Annotated in this window: 13 protein-coding genes and 1 pseudogene; 8 read left to right on the forward strand and 6 right to left on the reverse strand. The window is 72.5% G+C overall.

Annotated elements, in window-relative coordinates; genetic code table 11:
• The first annotated feature begins 180 nt into the window (after positions 1-180).
• On the forward strand, positions 181-1,389 hold the full coding sequence (gene metK, locus STRBO_RS0116325) for a methionine adenosyltransferase (protein ID WP_020114460.1): 1,209 nt from the start codon (positions 181-183) through the stop codon (positions 1,387-1,389).
• 131 nt (positions 1,390-1,520) lie between these two features.
• Positions 1,521-3,710 carry a primosomal protein N' gene (locus STRBO_RS0116330; protein WP_005485497.1) on the forward strand — a complete coding sequence of 730 codons (2,190 nt, stop codon included), beginning with the start codon at positions 1,521-1,523 and terminating at the stop codon, positions 3,708-3,710.
• 120 nt (positions 3,711-3,830) lie between these two features.
• On the opposite strand, the gene STRBO_RS0116335 is transcribed toward STRBO_RS0116330, so the two are convergent.
• Entirely contained in the window at positions 3,831-4,400 is a 570-nt protein-coding gene (locus STRBO_RS0116335; RefSeq protein ID WP_020114461.1) for a hypothetical protein, read from the reverse strand.
• 266 nt (positions 4,401-4,666) lie between these two features.
• Between STRBO_RS0116335 and fmt the strand changes: the two genes are divergently transcribed.
• Together fmt and STRBO_RS0116345 are read left to right on the forward strand one after the other, a co-directional pair.
• Positions 4,667-5,599 (forward strand): methionyl-tRNA formyltransferase, encoded by a 933-nt coding sequence (gene fmt / locus STRBO_RS0116340; protein ID WP_005485499.1) that lies wholly within the window; start codon positions 4,667-4,669, stop codon positions 5,597-5,599.
• Positions 5,600-5,729: 130 nt separating this feature from the next.
• Positions 5,730-7,160 carry an RsmB/NOP family class I SAM-dependent RNA methyltransferase gene (locus STRBO_RS0116345; RefSeq protein WP_005485500.1) on the forward strand — a complete coding sequence of 477 codons (1,431 nt, stop codon included), beginning with the start codon at positions 5,730-5,732 and terminating at the stop codon, positions 7,158-7,160.
• Between the two features lie 212 nt (positions 7,161-7,372).
• Here STRBO_RS0116345 and STRBO_RS0116350 read toward each other — a convergent pair whose 3' ends face one another.
• Positions 7,373-7,942, reverse strand: a complete 570-nt coding sequence (locus tag STRBO_RS0116350) for a GDSL-type esterase/lipase family protein (protein WP_005485501.1) — start codon at positions 7,940-7,942, stop codon at positions 7,373-7,375.
• A 519-nt stretch (positions 7,943-8,461) separates the two neighbouring features.
• Positions 8,462-9,343 carry a helix-turn-helix transcriptional regulator gene (locus tag STRBO_RS0116355; RefSeq protein WP_005485502.1) on the reverse strand — a complete coding sequence of 294 codons (882 nt, stop codon included), beginning with the start codon at positions 9,341-9,343 and terminating at the stop codon, positions 8,462-8,464.
• 170 nt (positions 9,344-9,513) lie between these two features.
• Between STRBO_RS0116355 and STRBO_RS0116360 the strand changes: the two genes are divergently transcribed.
• The 4 genes from STRBO_RS0116360 (at position 9,514) to STRBO_RS0116375 (ending at position 13,147) form a co-directional block, all read left to right on the forward strand.
• Positions 9,514-10,530: a zinc-dependent alcohol dehydrogenase family protein gene (locus tag STRBO_RS0116360; protein WP_020114464.1), complete on the forward strand. Its 1,017-nt coding sequence runs from the start codon at positions 9,514-9,516 to the stop codon at positions 10,528-10,530.
• Between the two features lie 85 nt (positions 10,531-10,615).
• Positions 10,616-11,281 (forward strand): SDR family NAD(P)-dependent oxidoreductase, encoded by a 666-nt coding sequence (locus tag STRBO_RS0116365; RefSeq protein WP_005485504.1) that lies wholly within the window; start codon positions 10,616-10,618, stop codon positions 11,279-11,281.
• Positions 11,282-11,296: 15 nt separating this feature from the next.
• Complete coding sequence (locus tag STRBO_RS0116370; RefSeq protein WP_005485506.1) at positions 11,297-11,827, forward strand: cyclophilin-like fold protein; 531 nt, start codon at positions 11,297-11,299, stop codon at positions 11,825-11,827.
• Between the two features lie 63 nt (positions 11,828-11,890).
• Positions 11,891-13,147, forward strand: coding sequence for an MFS transporter (locus STRBO_RS0116375; RefSeq protein WP_005485507.1), 1,257 nt, complete (start codon positions 11,891-11,893; stop codon positions 13,145-13,147).
• Positions 13,148-13,210: 63 nt separating this feature from the next.
• Here STRBO_RS0116375 and STRBO_RS45920 read toward each other — a convergent pair.
• From STRBO_RS45920 to STRBO_RS0116385, 3 genes and pseudogenes are all read right to left on the reverse strand, one after another.
• A pseudogene (locus STRBO_RS45920) lies at positions 13,211-13,336 on the reverse strand (DUF2255 family protein); the annotation flags it as partial.
• Between the two features lie 11 nt (positions 13,337-13,347).
• Positions 13,348-14,337 carry a GTP 3',8-cyclase MoaA gene (moaA, locus tag STRBO_RS0116380; protein WP_005485509.1) on the reverse strand — a complete coding sequence of 330 codons (990 nt, stop codon included), beginning with the start codon at positions 14,335-14,337 and terminating at the stop codon, positions 13,348-13,350.
• A complete protein-coding gene (locus STRBO_RS0116385; RefSeq protein ID WP_005485511.1) occupies positions 14,331-15,491 on the reverse strand; it encodes an XdhC family protein in 1,161 nt (386 codons plus the stop codon). The genes moaA and STRBO_RS0116385 overlap by 7 nt, the downstream gene beginning before the upstream one ends.
• Between the last annotated feature and the right edge of the window lie 47 nt (positions 15,492-15,538).

Below are 15,538 nucleotides of genomic sequence, written 5' to 3' on the forward strand. Positions count from 1 at the left end.
GGACAGTGACGGCCATTGGGCAGAATGCACGTGCCGCAGGTCACAAGGCTCCCGAGAGGCGAGACGGGTGGGCCGGCGGACGAGACCGACCGATAAACTGTTCTCGGACGACGCCGGGCGCAGCCCCCGAGCACGTCCGCCAATGATCAGCCAGCAGCCGCTGCAACCCCAGGGAGCGTTGTGTCCCGTCGTCTGTTCACCTCGGAGTCTGTGACCGAGGGCCACCCCGACAAGATCGCTGACCAGATCAGCGATGCCATTCTCGATGCGCTGCTGCGCGAGGACCCCACGTCCCGTGTAGCGGTGGAGACGCTCATCACGACCGGCCTGGTCCACGTGGCCGGCGAGGTCACGACCAAGGCGTACGCGCCGATCGCCCAGCTGGTGCGCGACACCATCCTGGACATCGGCTACGACTCGTCGAAGAAGGGCTTCGACGGCGCCTCCTGCGGTGTGTCGGTGTCGATCGGCTCGCAGTCCCCCGACATCGCGCAGGGTGTGGACACGGCCTACGAGAACCGGGTCGAGGGTGACGAGGACGAGCTGGACCGTCAGGGCGCCGGCGACCAGGGCCTGATGTTCGGTTACGCGACGGACGAGACGCCGACGCTGATGCCGCTGCCGATCTTCCTGGCGCACCGGCTGTCCAAGCGCCTGTCCGAGGTCCGCAAGAACGGCACGATCCCCTACCTCCGTCCCGACGGAAAGACCCAGGTCACCATCGAGTACGACGGTGACAAGGCGGTCCGTCTGGACACGGTCGTCGTCTCCTCGCAGCACGCGAGCGACATCGACCTGGAGTCCCTCCTTGCGCCCGACATCCGCGAGTTCGTGGTGGAGCCGGAGCTGAAGGCCCTCCTGGACGACGGCATCAAGCTCGACACCGAGGGCTACCGCCTGCTGGTCAACCCCACCGGCCGCTTCGAGATCGGCGGCCCCATGGGCGACGCCGGCCTCACCGGCCGCAAGATCATCATCGACACCTACGGCGGCATGGCCCGCCACGGCGGCGGCGCCTTCTCGGGCAAGGACCCGTCCAAGGTCGACCGTTCCGCCGCGTACGCGATGCGCTGGGTCGCCAAGAACGTCGTCGCGGCGGGCCTCGCCTCCCGCTGCGAGGTCCAGGTGGCCTACGCCATCGGCAAGGCCGAGCCCGTCGGTCTCTTCGTCGAGACCTTCGGCACGGCCAAGGTCGACACCGACCGGATCGAGAAGGCCATCGACGAGGTCTTCGACCTCCGCCCGGCCGCCATCATCCGCGACCTCGACCTCCTCCGCCCGATCTACGGCCAGACCGCCGCGTACGGTCACTTCGGCCGTGAGCTGCCCGACTTCACCTGGGAGCGCACGGACCGGGTCGATGCGCTGCGCAAGGCCGCGGGGCTCTAGGTCCTACGGCTCCTCCGCTTCCCGGCGAGGCCCGGTGTCCCTTCGGGGATGCCGGGCCTCGCCGCTTCGTGCGCGCGCTCCGGTGATCGTGGGCGGCGTCGGTTGTCAGTGGCGTTTGGGAGGATGCGGGTGTGAGCGGCGAGGACGGGACGAGGGACGGCGGCGCGCCGGGGGACGCGGGGCCGGAGCAGCTCGCGCTGGTCCGGGAGGCGGTGCGGAAGGCCGAGGTGCCGCGCGCCAAGCCGCGGACCTGGCGGGGGGCGGCGCTGGCGAAGGAGCTGCCGGTCGCCCGCGTGCTGGTCGACAAGGGAGTGCTGCATCTCGACCGGTACTTCGACTACGCGGTGCCCGAGGAGCTGGACGAGGTCGCCCGGCCCGGGGTCCGGGTCCGGGTGCGGTTCGGGGCCGGGGGGCGCAATGTCAGACAGGGGCGGCGCGAAGGCGGCTCGCTGATCGACGGTTTCCTGGTCGAGCGGGTCGCCGAGTCGGACTACCCCGGAGCCCTGGCCGCGCTCGCGCAGGTCGTCTCGCCGGAGCCGGTGCTGGGCCCCGAGCTGCTGGGGCTGGCGCGGGCCGTCGCGGACCGGTACGCGGGAAGCCTCGCGGATGTGCTGCAGCTGGCCGTGCCGCCCCGGCACGCTCGGGCGGAGGCCGTGGAGACGGGCGAACCGCCGCCGCCTCCGGCCGCGCCCGAGCCCGGGTCGTGGCTGCGGTACGGACGCGGTGAGGGATTCCTCCGGGCGCTGGCCGACGGCGGTTCGCCCCGGGCGGTGTGGACCGCGCTGCCGGGGCCGGAGTGGGCCGAGGAGATCGCGCGGGCCGTGCAGGCGACGCTGGCCTCCGGGCGGGGGGCCCTCGTCGTCGTACCGGCGGGGCGGCCGGCCACCCGGGTGGACGAGGCGCTGGGGGATTTGCTGGGGGAGGGGCGGCACGCGCTGCTGACCGCCGACGCCGGACAGGAGCGGCGGTACCGGGAGTGGCTGGCCGTGCGGCGCGGTGCCGTACGGGCGGTGGTCGGGACCCGGGCGGCCATGTTCGCGCCGGTGCGGGATCTGGGACTGGTCGTCGTCTGGGACGACGGCGACGCCGCGCACAGTGACGACAACGCCCCCTTCCCGCATGTGCGCGAAGTCCTGGAGCTGCGGGCCACGCGGGACAAGTGTGCCTTCCTGCTGGGCGGTTGGACCTGCACGGTCGAGGCCGCCCAGCTCGTCGAGAGCGGGTGGGCCGCGCCGATCGTGGCCGGGCGGGAGCAGGTGCGGGCCGCCGCGCCGCTGGTGCGGACCGTGGGGGACGGCGATCTCGCGCGGGACGAGGCGGCCCGGGCGGCGCGGCTGCCCAGCCTGGCCTGGCAGGTCGCGCGGGACGGCCTCAGGGACGGGCCCGTGCTCGTCCAGGTCCCTCGGCGGGGCTATGTGCCGCGGATGGCCTGCGCACGGTGCCGGGAGCCCGCGCGGTGCCGGCACTGTGCGGGGCCGCTGGAGGCGCGGGACGGCGCCGGGGCCCTGGTGTGCGGGTGGTGCGGGCGTGAGGAGGCCGGCTGGCACTGCCCCGAGTGCGGGGGCCACCGGCTCCGGGCGCAGGTCGTGGGGGCCCGGCGGACCGCCGAGGAACTGGGGCGTGCCTTTCCGGCCGTACCCGTACGGACCTCCGGGCGGGAACATGTGCTGGACACCGTGCCGGGGTCGCCCGCGCTGGTCGTGAGCACGCCGGGGGCCGAGCCGGTCGCCGAGGGCGGGTACGCGGCCGCTCTGCTGCTCGACGGGTGGGCCATGCTCGGACGGCCCGATCTGCGGGCCGGGGAGGACGCGCTGCGGCGGTGGATCGGTGCGGCGGCGCTCGTACGGAACCAGGGGGCGGGCGGCACGGTCGTCGTGGTCGCCGAGCCGACCCTGCGGCCCGTGCAGGCGCTCGTGCGGTGGGATCCGGTGGGGCACGCGGTGCGGGAACTCGCCGAGCGGGCGGAGCTGGGGTTCCCGCCGGTGTCCCGGATGGCGGCCGTGTCGGGGACCGCCGAGTCCGTGACCGATTTCCTGGGGGCGGTCGAACTGCCGTCGGATGCCGAGGTGTTGGGACCCGTCCCGATGACCGGTCCGCCCTCCGGGGCCGGGGCCGCAGCGGGTGCGGAGGCGGGGAGGGCGCGGCGGACGGGGGTGCCGCCGACCGGGGAGCGGTGGGAGCGGGCGCTGATCCGGGTGCCGCCGGGGAGCGGGGCGGCGCTGGCCGCCGCGCTCAAGACCGCGCAGGCGGCACGGATGGCGCGTGGGGTGAGCGAGAGCGCGCGGGTGCGGATTCGGGTGGATCCGCCGGACATCGGGTGAGCCTCCCGGGGACGGACAGCACGGTGGTGCGGCCAGGGCGTCGCGCAGCGCCGCATGCGACCGGCGGCATGGCACTGCCTCCCGGTGGACACCGGGAGGCAGGGGGCGGACAGCCGTCGGTCAGCCGTTGCGCGGGCCGGGGAAGGCCGTGGGTCTGACGTCCTCGCGGAGGGTGGGGCTGCCCGCTGTCGGCTGCGTGGGCATGTGCGCGGGCACAGGGGCCGGGATCGGAGTCGCCATCGAGCGGGCCGCGGGGACCGTGGGGATGCCGGAGGCGACGTTGACGGTGCGGGAGCCCTGGGGATCGCCCGTCCGCTCCGCTTCCGCCGCGGCCTGGGCGGCCGCACGGCGGGCGCCGTAACGGCGGTGTACGGCCTGTTTGGTGACCCCGAGGGCCGATCCCACCGCGTCCCAGGAGAAACCGAGCGAGCGGTCGAAGTCCACGGCGGCCGTGACCAGGGTCTCGACGCTGTCCCGCAGCTCCTGGGCGAGGCGGACGGTCGGGGCGGGGGCGCGTCCGTAGACGACGAAGCCCGTGGAGGGGCCGGAGCGGCGCGGGCGGTAGACGTTGCCCAACTGGGCGGTGAGGGTGCGCAGTGCGTCCACCTGCCGGCGGACCCGCTCGATGTCCCGCACCAGCAAGTGCAGGCTGGCCCGAGCCTGGGCGTCGTGGGTTGCGTGGTCGGCCATGAACAAGCCTCTCGAACCGGCGTTGAAAAGGGGGCGGTGCCGCGAATGCGGCGCCTAGTGGTCAACTCTTTCTTGACCAACGCGAATTCGCTCCGCTGGTAACGGGGTGGGGGCGTGGGGGCATATGCGCGGGGCGCGTGGGCGGGGGTGCGCCCCTGCTGCCACGGGCAGTCGTCGGGCCCGGTGGGGAACATAGACTGGGCTGTTGTCCCGCGTCGTCGCATGTGGGGCCTACGAACTTCCGTGCGAGAGGCCGTCAGTCATCCATGAAGCTTGTCTTCGCTGGTACCCCAGAGGTCGCCGTTCCCGCGTTGGACGCCCTGCTCGCGTCGGGGAGGCATGAGGTGGCCGCCGTCGTGACGCGGCCGGACGCGCCCGCGGGGCGGGGACGGCGGCTGGTCGCGAGCCCGGTGGCCCAGCGGGCGGAGGAGGCGGGCATCGAGGTGCTGAAGCCGAACCGGCCCCGGGACGAGGCGTTCCTCGCGCGGCTCCGGGAGATCGCGCCCGACTGCTGCCCCGTCGTCGCCTACGGGGCCCTGCTGCCCCGGGTCGCCCTCGACGTGCCCGCCCACGGGTGGGTCAACCTGCACTTCTCGCTGCTGCCGGCCTGGCGGGGCGCCGCACCCGTGCAGCACTCGATCATGGCGGGGGACGAGATCACCGGGGCCTCCACCTTCCTGATCGAGGAGGGGCTCGACTCCGGGCCGGTGTACGGGACGGTCACCGAGGAGATCCGGCCGACGGACACGAGCGGTGATCTGCTGACCCGGCTGGCCTTCGCCGGATCCGGGCTGCTCGCGGCCACGATGGACGGGATCGAGGACGGCGCCCTCAAGGCCGTGCCGCAGCCCGCCGACGGGATCACCCTCGCGCCGAAGATCACCGTGGAGGACGCCCGGATCGACTGGGCCGCGCCCGCGCTGCGCGTCGACCGGGTCGTCCGCGGCTGCACGCCCGCGCCCGGCGCCTGGACGACGTTCCGCGGTGAGCGGCTGAAGCTCATCCAGGTGGCGCCGGTGCCCGAGCGGACCGGTCTGGCCCCGGGCGCGCTCGACATCGGCAAGAACAGCGTCCATGTCGGCACCGGGTCCTACGCGGTGGAGCTGCTCTGGGTGCAGGCGCAGGGCAAGAAGCCGATGCGGGCCGCGGACTGGGCGCGCGGGGCGCGGATCGACGCCGGAGAGTCCGTCGGCGACTGAGGCGTCGAGCCCGTCGTCACCCCCTCATCACCCCGTCCTCAGGCCGCCACCCCCGGCCGACGTCCGACGATCCGTCCCCGCGGCGTACGCTGGGTCTGGCATCTCGACCCATATCCGGAGCACCTTTTTCGTGAGTGAGCAGTCCCGTCGTCCGGGCAAGCCGGGCAAGCCCTACCGCCGTCCCCACAAGGACCCCGTCCGCATGCTCGCCTTCGAGGCGCTCAGGGCGGTCGACGAACGGGACGCGTACGCGAACCTCGTTCTGCCGCCGCTGCTGCGCCGGGCGCGGGAGAAGGAGGGGCCCGACAAGTTCGACGGGCGGGACGCGGCGCTCGCGACCGAGTTGGTCTACGGGACGCTGCGCCGCCAAGGGACGTACGACGCGGTCATCGCGCAATGCGTGGACCGGCCGCTGCGCGAGGTCGACCCGCCGGTGCTCGACGTGCTGAGCCTCGGCGCGCATCAGCTGCTGGGCACGCGGATTCCCACCCACGCCGCCGTGTCCGCCTCGGTGGACCTCGCGCGGGTCGTGCTCGGGGACGGGCGGGCCAAGTTCGTGAACGCCGTGCTGCGCAAGATCGCCCAGCACGACCTCGACGGCTGGCTGGAGCGGGTCGCACCGCCCTACGAGGACGACCCGGAGGACCACCTCGCCGTCGTGCACTCGCACCCCCGCTGGGTCGTCTCCGCGCTCTGGGACTCCCTCGGCGGCGGGCGCGCCGGCATCGAGGACCTGTTGGAGGCCGACAACGAGCGGCCCGAGGTCACCCTGGTCGCCCGGCCCGGCCGGTCCACCACCGAGGAGCTGCTCCGGGAGGAGGCCGCGGTGGCGGGGCGCTGGTCGCCGTACGCCGTGCGGCTCTCCGAGGGCGGGGAACCGGGTGCCGTGGACGCCGTACGGGAGGGCCGCGCGGGTGTGCAGGACGAGGGCAGCCAGCTCGTGGCGCTCGCCCTCGCCCACGCTCCGCTGGAGGGACCCGACAAGGCGTGGCTCGACGGTTGCGCGGGGCCCGGCGGCAAGGCCGCGCTGCTCGCCGCCCTCGCCGCCGAGCGCGGGGCCGTGCTGCTCGCCTCCGAGAAGCAGCCGCACCGGGCGGGGCTGGTCGCGAAGGCGCTGCACGGCAACCCGGGCCCGTACCAGGTGATCGCCGCCGACGGCACCCGTCCGCCCTGGCGGCCCGGCTCGTTCGACCGGGTGCTGATGGACGTGCCCTGTACGGGGCTGGGGGCCCTGCGGCGGCGGCCCGAGGCGCGGTGGCGGCGGCGGCCCGAGGACCTGGTGGGGTTCGCCCCGCTCCAGCGCGCGCTGCTGCGGACCGCGCTGGAGTCCGTACGGGTCGGCGGGGTCGTCGGCTACGCGACCTGCTCGCCCCATCTCGCCGAGACCCGCGCGGTCGTCGACGACGTGCTCAAGCAGTACGGCGGCGCGGCCGACCTTCTCGACGCCCGGCCCCTGCTGGCGGGCGTACCGGCGCTGGGCGAGGGCCCCGACATCCAGCTGTGGCCGCATCTGCACGGGACGGACGCCATGTATCTGGCGCTCATCCGGCGGGTCTCGTAACACCCCTCCCGTCTGTAGGTTCTCAAAACGAGTGACCCATTCTCATTGGCACCGCCGAGGATCTCCACGACCGTCCTGAACCGGGCCTCCACCGGCCCGACTTCGTCGCGACGTCTACGGGTTCCGGTATTCCACCCGGGCCCGTACAACGACCGACACCCGTCGTGGATGTGGTCGGGCCGACAGTCTCCCGCGCCGTCGAGCAAGCCCAGTCATCTCAGGTGCGCGGCAATCGCGTCTGCCACGGCGCGCATTCCGGCGCCGTTGGGGTGGAACGCGCCCATGAGGGCGGAGCCGTGCAGGCGTTCCGGGAGTCCGGTCACCCAGGGTTCGGCCGATCCGAGAGCGTGCTCGCGACTGCGCTTTCCCACGGTGACGAGTTCCGCGCCGGTGCGGGGCGCCGTGCGGGCGAAGACTTCGGCGACCTGGTCGCCCAGTCGGCGGAACTCCCCCAAGGTGGCTTCGTCCAAGGGGGTTTCGCGGCTGGATCGGGTGTCGGGGCCGATCACCGTGAGGTAGTCGACCAGGAGCACCCGCGCACGCTTCGCCCGCCTTCGGGTCTCCTCGACGACGCGGGAGAGGTTCGCCGTCGCCCGATCGATGTCGTCCTCCGACGGACGCGGAACCCCACGCCGTTTCAGCGCGGTGGCCAGTGGCCGGCAGAGAGGGCGGGACGAGAGTCGGCCCGCCGTGCCCAGGCGCACCATGCTGCTGATGTAGCCGAGGTCGTTGCCCCCGGCGGTGATGGTCACCAGGTCGGCGTCTGCCGGCAGCCCGTTCAACTGGGGCGGGAAGGTGTGGAGCAGACCGCCAGTAGCTCCGGTCTCCGGTGCTGGAAGCGGAGTGTTCGCCCGTCGACCCGTTCCGTACTCATCGTCACAGATCGTCGCTCCCCGCCATGGGCGCATTTGAGCGTACCAAGTGGTTGTCTTAACCGAATGGCACTGCTACCGCCGCCTTGAACCCGAAGATCGTCGTCGCGGGACACACCGGTCCTCGGGCGTTCTGCCATCGGCACCGGTACCTCCTGGCGTACAGGCGGTCGGGCCTCGTGCAGGTCCTTGAGCGCGCCAGGAACTCACCTGTCCCGAGGGACAGGGCTTCGGTAGCCGCGTGGTCGCGGGATCTCAGCGATCGGGCCCCTTGGCAGCCCTACGAGGTCGTCCATCGCTCGAACCCGGTGTCGCCGACTCGCGCCGGTCGAGTCCGGCGGCACACGCTCAGGGGCCGATGTCTCAGGCCAGCACCGTCAGCGCTCGGAATGACTCCTCCAGCCCCTTCACGGCGGTGGCCCGTCGCGGTCAGCCGACGGGGGAGGAGGCGGGCAGGTTCTGGTCGGCGGCCCAGGAGGCAAGGATGCGCAGCCGTTCGTGGGTGGGGGAGCCGGGCAGGGCGGTCCAGACGGTCAGGTGCTGGTCGGGGTCGGTGTTGGCGGTGAGGGTGTCCCAGTCCAGGACGAGTTCGCCGACGACGGGATGGTTGAGGGTCTTCGTGCCCACGGTGCGGGCGGCGACGTGGTGATCGCCCCACCAGCGGGCGAACTGCGTGTCGCGCAGGGACAGTTCACCGACCAGCTCGATCAGGCGAGGGTCCTCGGGATACTTCGCGGCCTCCATGCGCAGTTGGGCGACGGCGATGTGCGCGGAACGCTCCCAGTCGGCGTACAGGGTGCGCATGGCGGGGTCGGTGAAGATGATCCGCGGGTAGTTGCGGTGCTTTTCCGCGAGGCGGGAGAAGTCGGTGACCAGGGCGGCGGCCAGCGCGTTCCAGGCAAGGATGTCCCCGCGCCGGCCCTGCACGACGGCCGGAGTGGCGGTGAGGTCGTTCAGGACCCGCTGCAGCTGCGGCTGGACCTTCTGGCGGCCACGGCGCCGGGTGCGGTTGGTGGTCTTGCCGGCGAGCTGGAAGAGGTAGCCGCGCTCGTCGTCGTCCAGACGGAGGACGCGGGCGAGGACGTCCAGGACGGGCGCCGATGCCTGCATGCGGCCCTGTTCGAGGCGGGTGTAGTAGTCGGTGCTGATGCTGGCGAGCTGGGCGACCTCCTCGCGGCGCAGCCCGGTCACCCGCCGGGGCTTGTGGGTCTCGGGCAGTCCGACTGTGCGCGGGCTCAGCTCGGAGCGGCGCGTCTTGAGGAATTCTCCCAGCTCATTGAGGGGAAGGTTGGCGGTCATGCTGCCCAGCATGGCACCGATCTCACTTGCGTAAGGGGGGAGAGTTTCCTCCCAGGATGTTCCCCTCCTGGGATGATTCTCTCCGCTTTTCACGCCTGCCCTCGCGTGTGAGGCTCGATCGTGAGCAGTCGTTCCTCACGACGGCTGCGGCTCACCGATCCCCGCACCGAAGGAAGACCCCCATGCACGGAGCAGTCATTCACGCCCCCGGCGATGTGCGCTTCGAGACCCTGGACGACCCGAAGATCCTCCGGCCGACCGATGCCGTCATCCGCACGGCCGCCACCTGTGTGTGCGGTTCGGACCTGTGGCCCTATCGCGGCGCGGAACCGATCGGCGACCCGCACCCGATGGGGCACGAGTACGTCGGCATCGTCGAGGAGGTCGGCAGTGAGGTCACCAACGTCAGGCCGGGTCAGTTCGTGGTCGGCTCCTTCGCCACCTCCGACAATACCTGCGTGAACTGCCAGGGCGGCTGGCAGTCCTCCTGTCTGAACCGCGAGTTCATGAGCACCTGCCAGGCCGACTACGTGCGCATCCCCAACGCCCACGGCACCCTCGTCGCCACCGACGAGCACCCGGACGCCGAACTGGTACCGAGCCTGCTCGCCGTCTCGGACGTGATGGGCACCGGCTGGTACGCGGCTCTCGCCGCCGAGGTGAAGCCCGGCTCGACGGCCGTCGTGGTCGGCGACGGAGCGGTCGGCCTGTGCGGTGTCATCGCCGCGAAGGAACTCGGCGCCGAGCGGATCATCGCCATGTCCCGGCACGAGTCCCGGCAGAAGCTCGCCCTGGAGTTCGGCGCGACCGACATCATCAGCGGACGCGGCGACGAAGGCATCGCCCGCGTCAAGGATCTCACCGGCGGCATCGGCGCCGACTCCGTGCTGGAGTGCGTCGGAACGGCCGAGTCCATGCGGCAGGCCCTGCACTCCACCCGCCCCGGCGGCAACGTCGGCTTCGTCGGCGTCCCGCATGAGGTGGCGATCGACGGCCAGGAACTGTTCTTCTCCCAGGTCGGCCTGCGCGGTGGTCCCGCGCCCGTGCGCCGTTTCCTGCCCGACCTGATCGACCGCGTCCTGACCGGCCGCATCAACCCGGGCAAGGTCTTCGACCTCACCCTGCCCCTGGACCAGGTCGCCGAAGGCTACAAGGCCATGGACGAACGCCGCGCCATCAAGACCCTGCTCAAGCCCTGAGCGCGGACGCGTCCACACCCGGGGCCGCACCGCCGTAGTACGTCCCCAGGACCGGCAACCACCCCCGCTCGCACAAGGACTGACCATGACGACCTTCGCCCTCATCGGTGCCGGACCCGGTCTCGGGCTTGCCACCGCCCGCCGCTTCGGAGCCGCCGGCCACTCCGTCGCCCTCATCGCCCGCGACGCGGAGAAGCTGGACGGTCTGACGGCAGCCCTCGTCCGTGACGATGTCCAGGCGCGCGGCTACACGGCCGACGTCCTCGACAACGAGTCCCTGACCGCGGCCCTGCACACAGCCGCGGCCGAGCTGGGCACCGTCGAGATCCTCCAGTACAGCCCCGTGCCCCGCGCCGACTTCATGAAGCCGGTCCTCGACACCAGCGCCGACGACCTGGACGCGCCGTTCGCCTTCTCCGTCAAGGGGCCGGTCACCGCGGTGAACGCCGTCCTGCCCGGCATGCGCGAACTCGGCCGCGGCACCGTCCTGTTCGTCAACGGCTCCAGCGCCGTACGCCCCAACGCGAACGTCGCCGGCACCTCGATCGCCTTCGCCGCCGAGAGCGCCTACGCCCGCATGCTGCACGACACACTCGCGGAGGAGAACATCTACGCCGCCCAGTTGATCATCCCGGGCGCCATCCGGCCCGACGCCGAGCACAGCAGCCCCCACGTGCTGGCCGAGCGCCTGTACGACATCCATGCCAAGCGGGACGGCTTCCGCCACTACGCCGAGCCCCTGCCCGACTGACGTCCGGACCACACCATGAACTCGGCCACCCTCCGTGCCCTCGCCCGCGCCGCCATGGCCACCGCTGTCCTGTCGGCCGCGGCGGCCTGCGGCGACACCTCGCCGGCCTCCCCGCCCAAGACATCCTCCGCATCCTCCGCCCGGCAGCAGACACCGACGGCCGAGGCACGCACCACACCGTCCGACAGGAACACCGCCATGGACATCCGGGTCACCCTCGACGGCCGCCCCGTCGACGCCGCCTTGAACGACAGTCCGGCTGCCAGTGACTTCGCCGGCCTCCTCCCCCTCGAACTGGATCTGGAGGACTTTCACCAGACGGAGCGGATCGCCGACCTGCCGCGCAAGCTGACCACCTCGGGTGCTCCCGAGCCGCGCGCGCCGAAGGCCGGCGACCTGACCTACTACGCGCCCTGGGGCAACCTGGCACTCTTCTACCGCGACGGCGACTCCGCCAACGCCGACCTGCTCATCCTCGGCCACATCGACGCCGACGCCGACCGGCTTGCCGCAGCCGACCGGATCACCATCGAAGCCGCGCCCTGACCCGCCGCGACGGCCTCAGCCGCCACCATGATCCCGTCTTTCACGCAAGGAGAGAGCACACGTATGCCTTCCGCGTCCGGGACCGCTCCCGGCAAGCTTCCGTTCGTCGTCTGGGTGCTCGCCGCCGGTACGTTCCTGATGGGGACCACCGAGTTCGTCGTCGCCGGGCTGCTGCCGGAGCTGGCCGGTGACCTCGGTGTCAGCGTCTCCCGCGCCGGCCTGCTGATCACCGCGTTCGCCATCGGCATGATCGTCGGCGCGCCGACCATGGCCATGGCGACCCTGCGCCTGCCACAGCGCCGTACGCTGATCCTGGCCCTGTCCGTGTTCTGCGCCGGACACCTGATCGCCGCCTTGAGCACGTCCTTCACGATCGTCCTCGCCGCCCGTGTCGTCACGGCCCTGGCCACCGGAGCGTTCTGGTCCGTCGGCTTCGTCGTCGCCACCACCGCCGCAGGCCCGCGCAACGCCACCCGTGCCACGGGCGTCATGATCGGCGGGCTGACCCTCGCCAACGTCGTCGGCGTGCCGATCGGCTCCTTCGCCGGCCAGTTCACCGGCTGGCGCGGCCCCTTCTGGGCCCTGGCCATGCTGGCCGGGCTGGCCGCCGTGTCCATCGGCCGCTTCATCCCGGCGCAGGAGCAGCGCGTCGAGGTGTCCCTCCGTGCCGAGGTCCGGGTGCTGCGGCAGGGCCGGCTGTGGCTGGCGCTCGGCGCCGCGATGCTGATCATGGGCGGTGTGCTGGCGACGTACACCTATGTCACCCCGCTGCTGACCGACCGCGCCGGCATCTCCGCGGGCGCCGTCCCGCTTGTCCTGATCGCTTTCGGCGTCGGCGCGCTGGGCGGCACCACCATCGGAGGCCGCCTGGGCGACCGCCACCCGATGGCCACCACCGTCACCGCCGCCGCGGCCACCGCGCTGGTTCTGTTCCTGATGATCCCGCTGTCCGCCAACCCGGTGACGGCCACCCTTCTGGTCTTCCTGATGGGCCTGACCGGCTTCACGGTCAATCCGGTGGTCACTGCCCTCGCCATGCGCTTCGCGGGCGACGCTCCCACCCTCACCTCGGCGCTGACCACCTCCGCCTTCAACGTCGGCGTCGCCGCCGGATCGGCGATCGCCGGTGCGGCCCTGGACTCCTCCCTCGGCCTGACCGGCCCGCCCCTGGTCGGCACCGTCATCGCCGCCCTCACGCTGCTGCCCTTGATCGCCCTCACCGTCCACGGCTCGTCCGGCAAGGGCCGGGTCGTGGCCCGGAGCAGCGCGCCCACGCAGACGCAACGCGACGAACCCGCACGGGTGCCGTCGCAGCACTGACTCAAGGCTGGATCCGCGTACTGCCGACCGGAACCGGCAGACGTACCAGCGAACAAGGCTGACCAACTTGGTGACGCCGCCGGCGTGGACGTGGCCCTCGTCGCTCGCCCGTGTCGCGCGGTACCAGGCGCCGTCGCCGCCCCGGTAGGAGCGGATGTGGAGGTCATCGCCGTCCCCCCCAGGCTTCATGAAAGCCCAGCTCAGCCGCCGATGGCCGACATGGGCCTGTCCGGCTGGACGAAGGACGGGTCGTCCAGGCCCGCGCCCGCCTTCTTGCCCCACATGGCCTCGCGCCAGATGCGGGCGATCTCCTCGTCCGGAGCGTCGGAGCGCAGGGCGGCGCGGAGGTCGGTCTCCTCGCGGGCGAAGAGGCAGGAGCGGACCTGGCCGTCGGCGGTGAGGCGGGTGCGGTCGCAGGCGGCGCAGAAGGGGCGGGTGACGGAGGCGACGACGCCGACGCGATGCGGGCCGCCGTCCACCAGCCAGCGCTCGGCGGGGGCCGAGCCGCGTTCGTCGCCGCCCTCGGGGGTGAGATCGAAGCGGGTGCGCAGGGAGGTGAGGATGTCGCCCGCGGTGACCATGCCGTCGCGTTTCCAGCCGTGCTGGGCGTCCAGGGGCATCTGTTCGATGAACCGCAGTTCGTAGTCGTGCTCGACCGCCCAGGCCAGGAGGGCGGGGGCTTCGTCCTCGTTGGATCCGGGCATCAGGACCGCGTTGACCTTCACCGGTGTCAGGCCCGCCTCCCGGGCCGCTTCCAGGCCCGCGAGGACGTCCTTGTGGCGGTCGCGGCGGGTGAGGGTCTTGAAGACGTCGGGGCGCAGGGTGTCCAGGGAGACGTTGACCCGGTCCAGGCCCGCCGCCCTCAGGGCGGCCGCCGTGCGGCCCAGACCGATGCCGTTCGTCGTCAGGGACATCTGGGGACGCGGGGCCAGGGTCGCGACCCGCTCCACGATGCCGACCAGGCCCGGGCGCAGGAGCGGCTCGCCGCCCGTGAAGCGGACCTCCTCGATACCGAGGGAGGTGACCGCGATGTCGATCAGGCGGACGATCTCGTCGTCGTCGAGCAGGTCCGGCTTGGCCAGCCACCGCAGGCCCTCCTCGGGCATGCAGTACGTGCACCGCAGGTTGCACCGGTCGGTCAAGGAGACGCGCAGGTCGGTGGCCCGTCGGCCGAAGGTGTCGATCAGCATGTTCCCGTGAGCGTTCCTTCCCGGTGCGGCGCTGTCTTCGGCACCGCCCCGGAAACGCGGTGGATCGGACCGTGGCCCAGGCCCAGAGGCAAGCCACTCGCGCGGCCGGCGTGAGCGATGATCTCGGCGGTGATGGAGATGGCCGTCTCCTCGGGGGTGCGGGCACCGAGGTCGAGGCCGATCGGGGACCGCAGCCGGGCCAACTGCTCCGGTGTGACGCCGACTTCGCGCAGACGGAGGAGGCGCTCGTCGTGGGTGCGCCGGGAGCCCATCGCGCCGATGTAGCCGACGGGCAGGTCGAGTGCCACGTGCAGGAGGGGGATGTCGAACTTGGCGTCATGGGTGAGCACACAGATGGCGGTACGCGCGTCCACGGCCGTCTGCGCCAGGTAGCGGTGGGGCCAGTCGACGACCACCTCGTCGGCGTGCGGGAAGCGCGCCTGGGTGGCGAAGACGGGGCGGGCGTCGCACACGGTGACGTGATAACCCAGGAACCGGCCCGCTTGGGCGAGGGCGGCGGCGAAGTCGATGGCGCCGAAGATCAGCATGCGGGGGCGGGTGGCGGCCACGTGGACCAGGACGGTGAGCCGTTCGGGGCAGGTGTCGGCGTCTCCGCCGAGAGAGACGAGTCCGCTGCGTCCGCTGCGGAGTTGGGCGGCGGCCCGGTCTCCCACGATCCGGCCGACCGGCTCGTCGCCGAGCACGCCGTCGCCGGTCCAGCTGTCGCCGTGGACGCTCAACGTGGCGCCGATGAAGGAGCCGTCCACGACCTGGGCGACGGCTGCGGGCCGGCCCTCGACCGCCTCGGTGAGCGCCGCGCCGAGATGCGGCCGGGAGGCCGGGTCGATGCGCTGGATGAGCACGTCGAGCACGCCGCCGCAGGTCAGGCCCACGGCGAAGGCGTCGTCGTCGGAATAGCCGAACCGGGCACGCCGTGGAGCGTCTTGCTCCTGGAGCACCTGTTGGCACAGTTCGTAGACCGCACCCTCGACGCAGCCGCCGGAGATGCTGCCGACGGCGTTGCCGTCCTCGTCGACCGCGACCGACGTACCGACGGGCAGGGGTGCGCTGCCGGTGACGTCGACGACGGTGGCCAGGGCGAAGGGGCGTTCCTCGCGGCACCAACGGCGCAGTGTGTCCGCGATGTTCAGCATGGGGGCTCCAGAGCGGACGATCGCTGTCGCAGAAGCAGAAGGTGAGC

Origin of the sequence: Streptomyces bottropensis ATCC 25435 (assembly GCF_000383595.1) — a bacterium.
GTDB classification, from domain to species: domain Bacteria; phylum Actinomycetota; class Actinomycetes; order Streptomycetales; family Streptomycetaceae; genus Streptomyces; species Streptomyces bottropensis.

Excerpts from the sequence above, each read along its gene's own strand:
- STRBO_RS0116335 (WP_020114461.1), bottom strand. The coding sequence starts at position 4,400 with ATGGCCGACCACGCAACCCACGACGCCCAGGCTCGGGCCAGCCTGCAC.
- fmt (WP_005485499.1), top strand. The coding sequence starts at position 4,667 with ATGAAGCTTGTCTTCGCTGGTACCCCAGAGGTCGCCGTTCCCGCGTTG.
- STRBO_RS0116355 (WP_005485502.1), bottom strand. The coding sequence starts at position 9,343 with ATGCTGGGCAGCATGACCGCCAACCTTCCCCTCAATGAGCTGGGAGAA.
- STRBO_RS0116360 (WP_020114464.1), top strand. The coding sequence starts at position 9,514 with ATGCACGGAGCAGTCATTCACGCCCCCGGCGATGTGCGCTTCGAGACC.
- STRBO_RS0116365 (WP_005485504.1), top strand. The coding sequence starts at position 10,616 with ATGACGACCTTCGCCCTCATCGGTGCCGGACCCGGTCTCGGGCTTGCC.
- STRBO_RS0116370 (WP_005485506.1), top strand. The coding sequence starts at position 11,297 with ATGAACTCGGCCACCCTCCGTGCCCTCGCCCGCGCCGCCATGGCCACC.
- STRBO_RS0116375 (WP_005485507.1), top strand. The coding sequence starts at position 11,891 with ATGCCTTCCGCGTCCGGGACCGCTCCCGGCAAGCTTCCGTTCGTCGTC.
- moaA (WP_005485509.1), bottom strand. The coding sequence starts at position 14,337 with ATGCTGATCGACACCTTCGGCCGACGGGCCACCGACCTGCGCGTCTCC.
- STRBO_RS0116385 (WP_005485511.1), bottom strand. The coding sequence starts at position 15,491 with ATGCTGAACATCGCGGACACACTGCGCCGTTGGTGCCGCGAGGAACGC.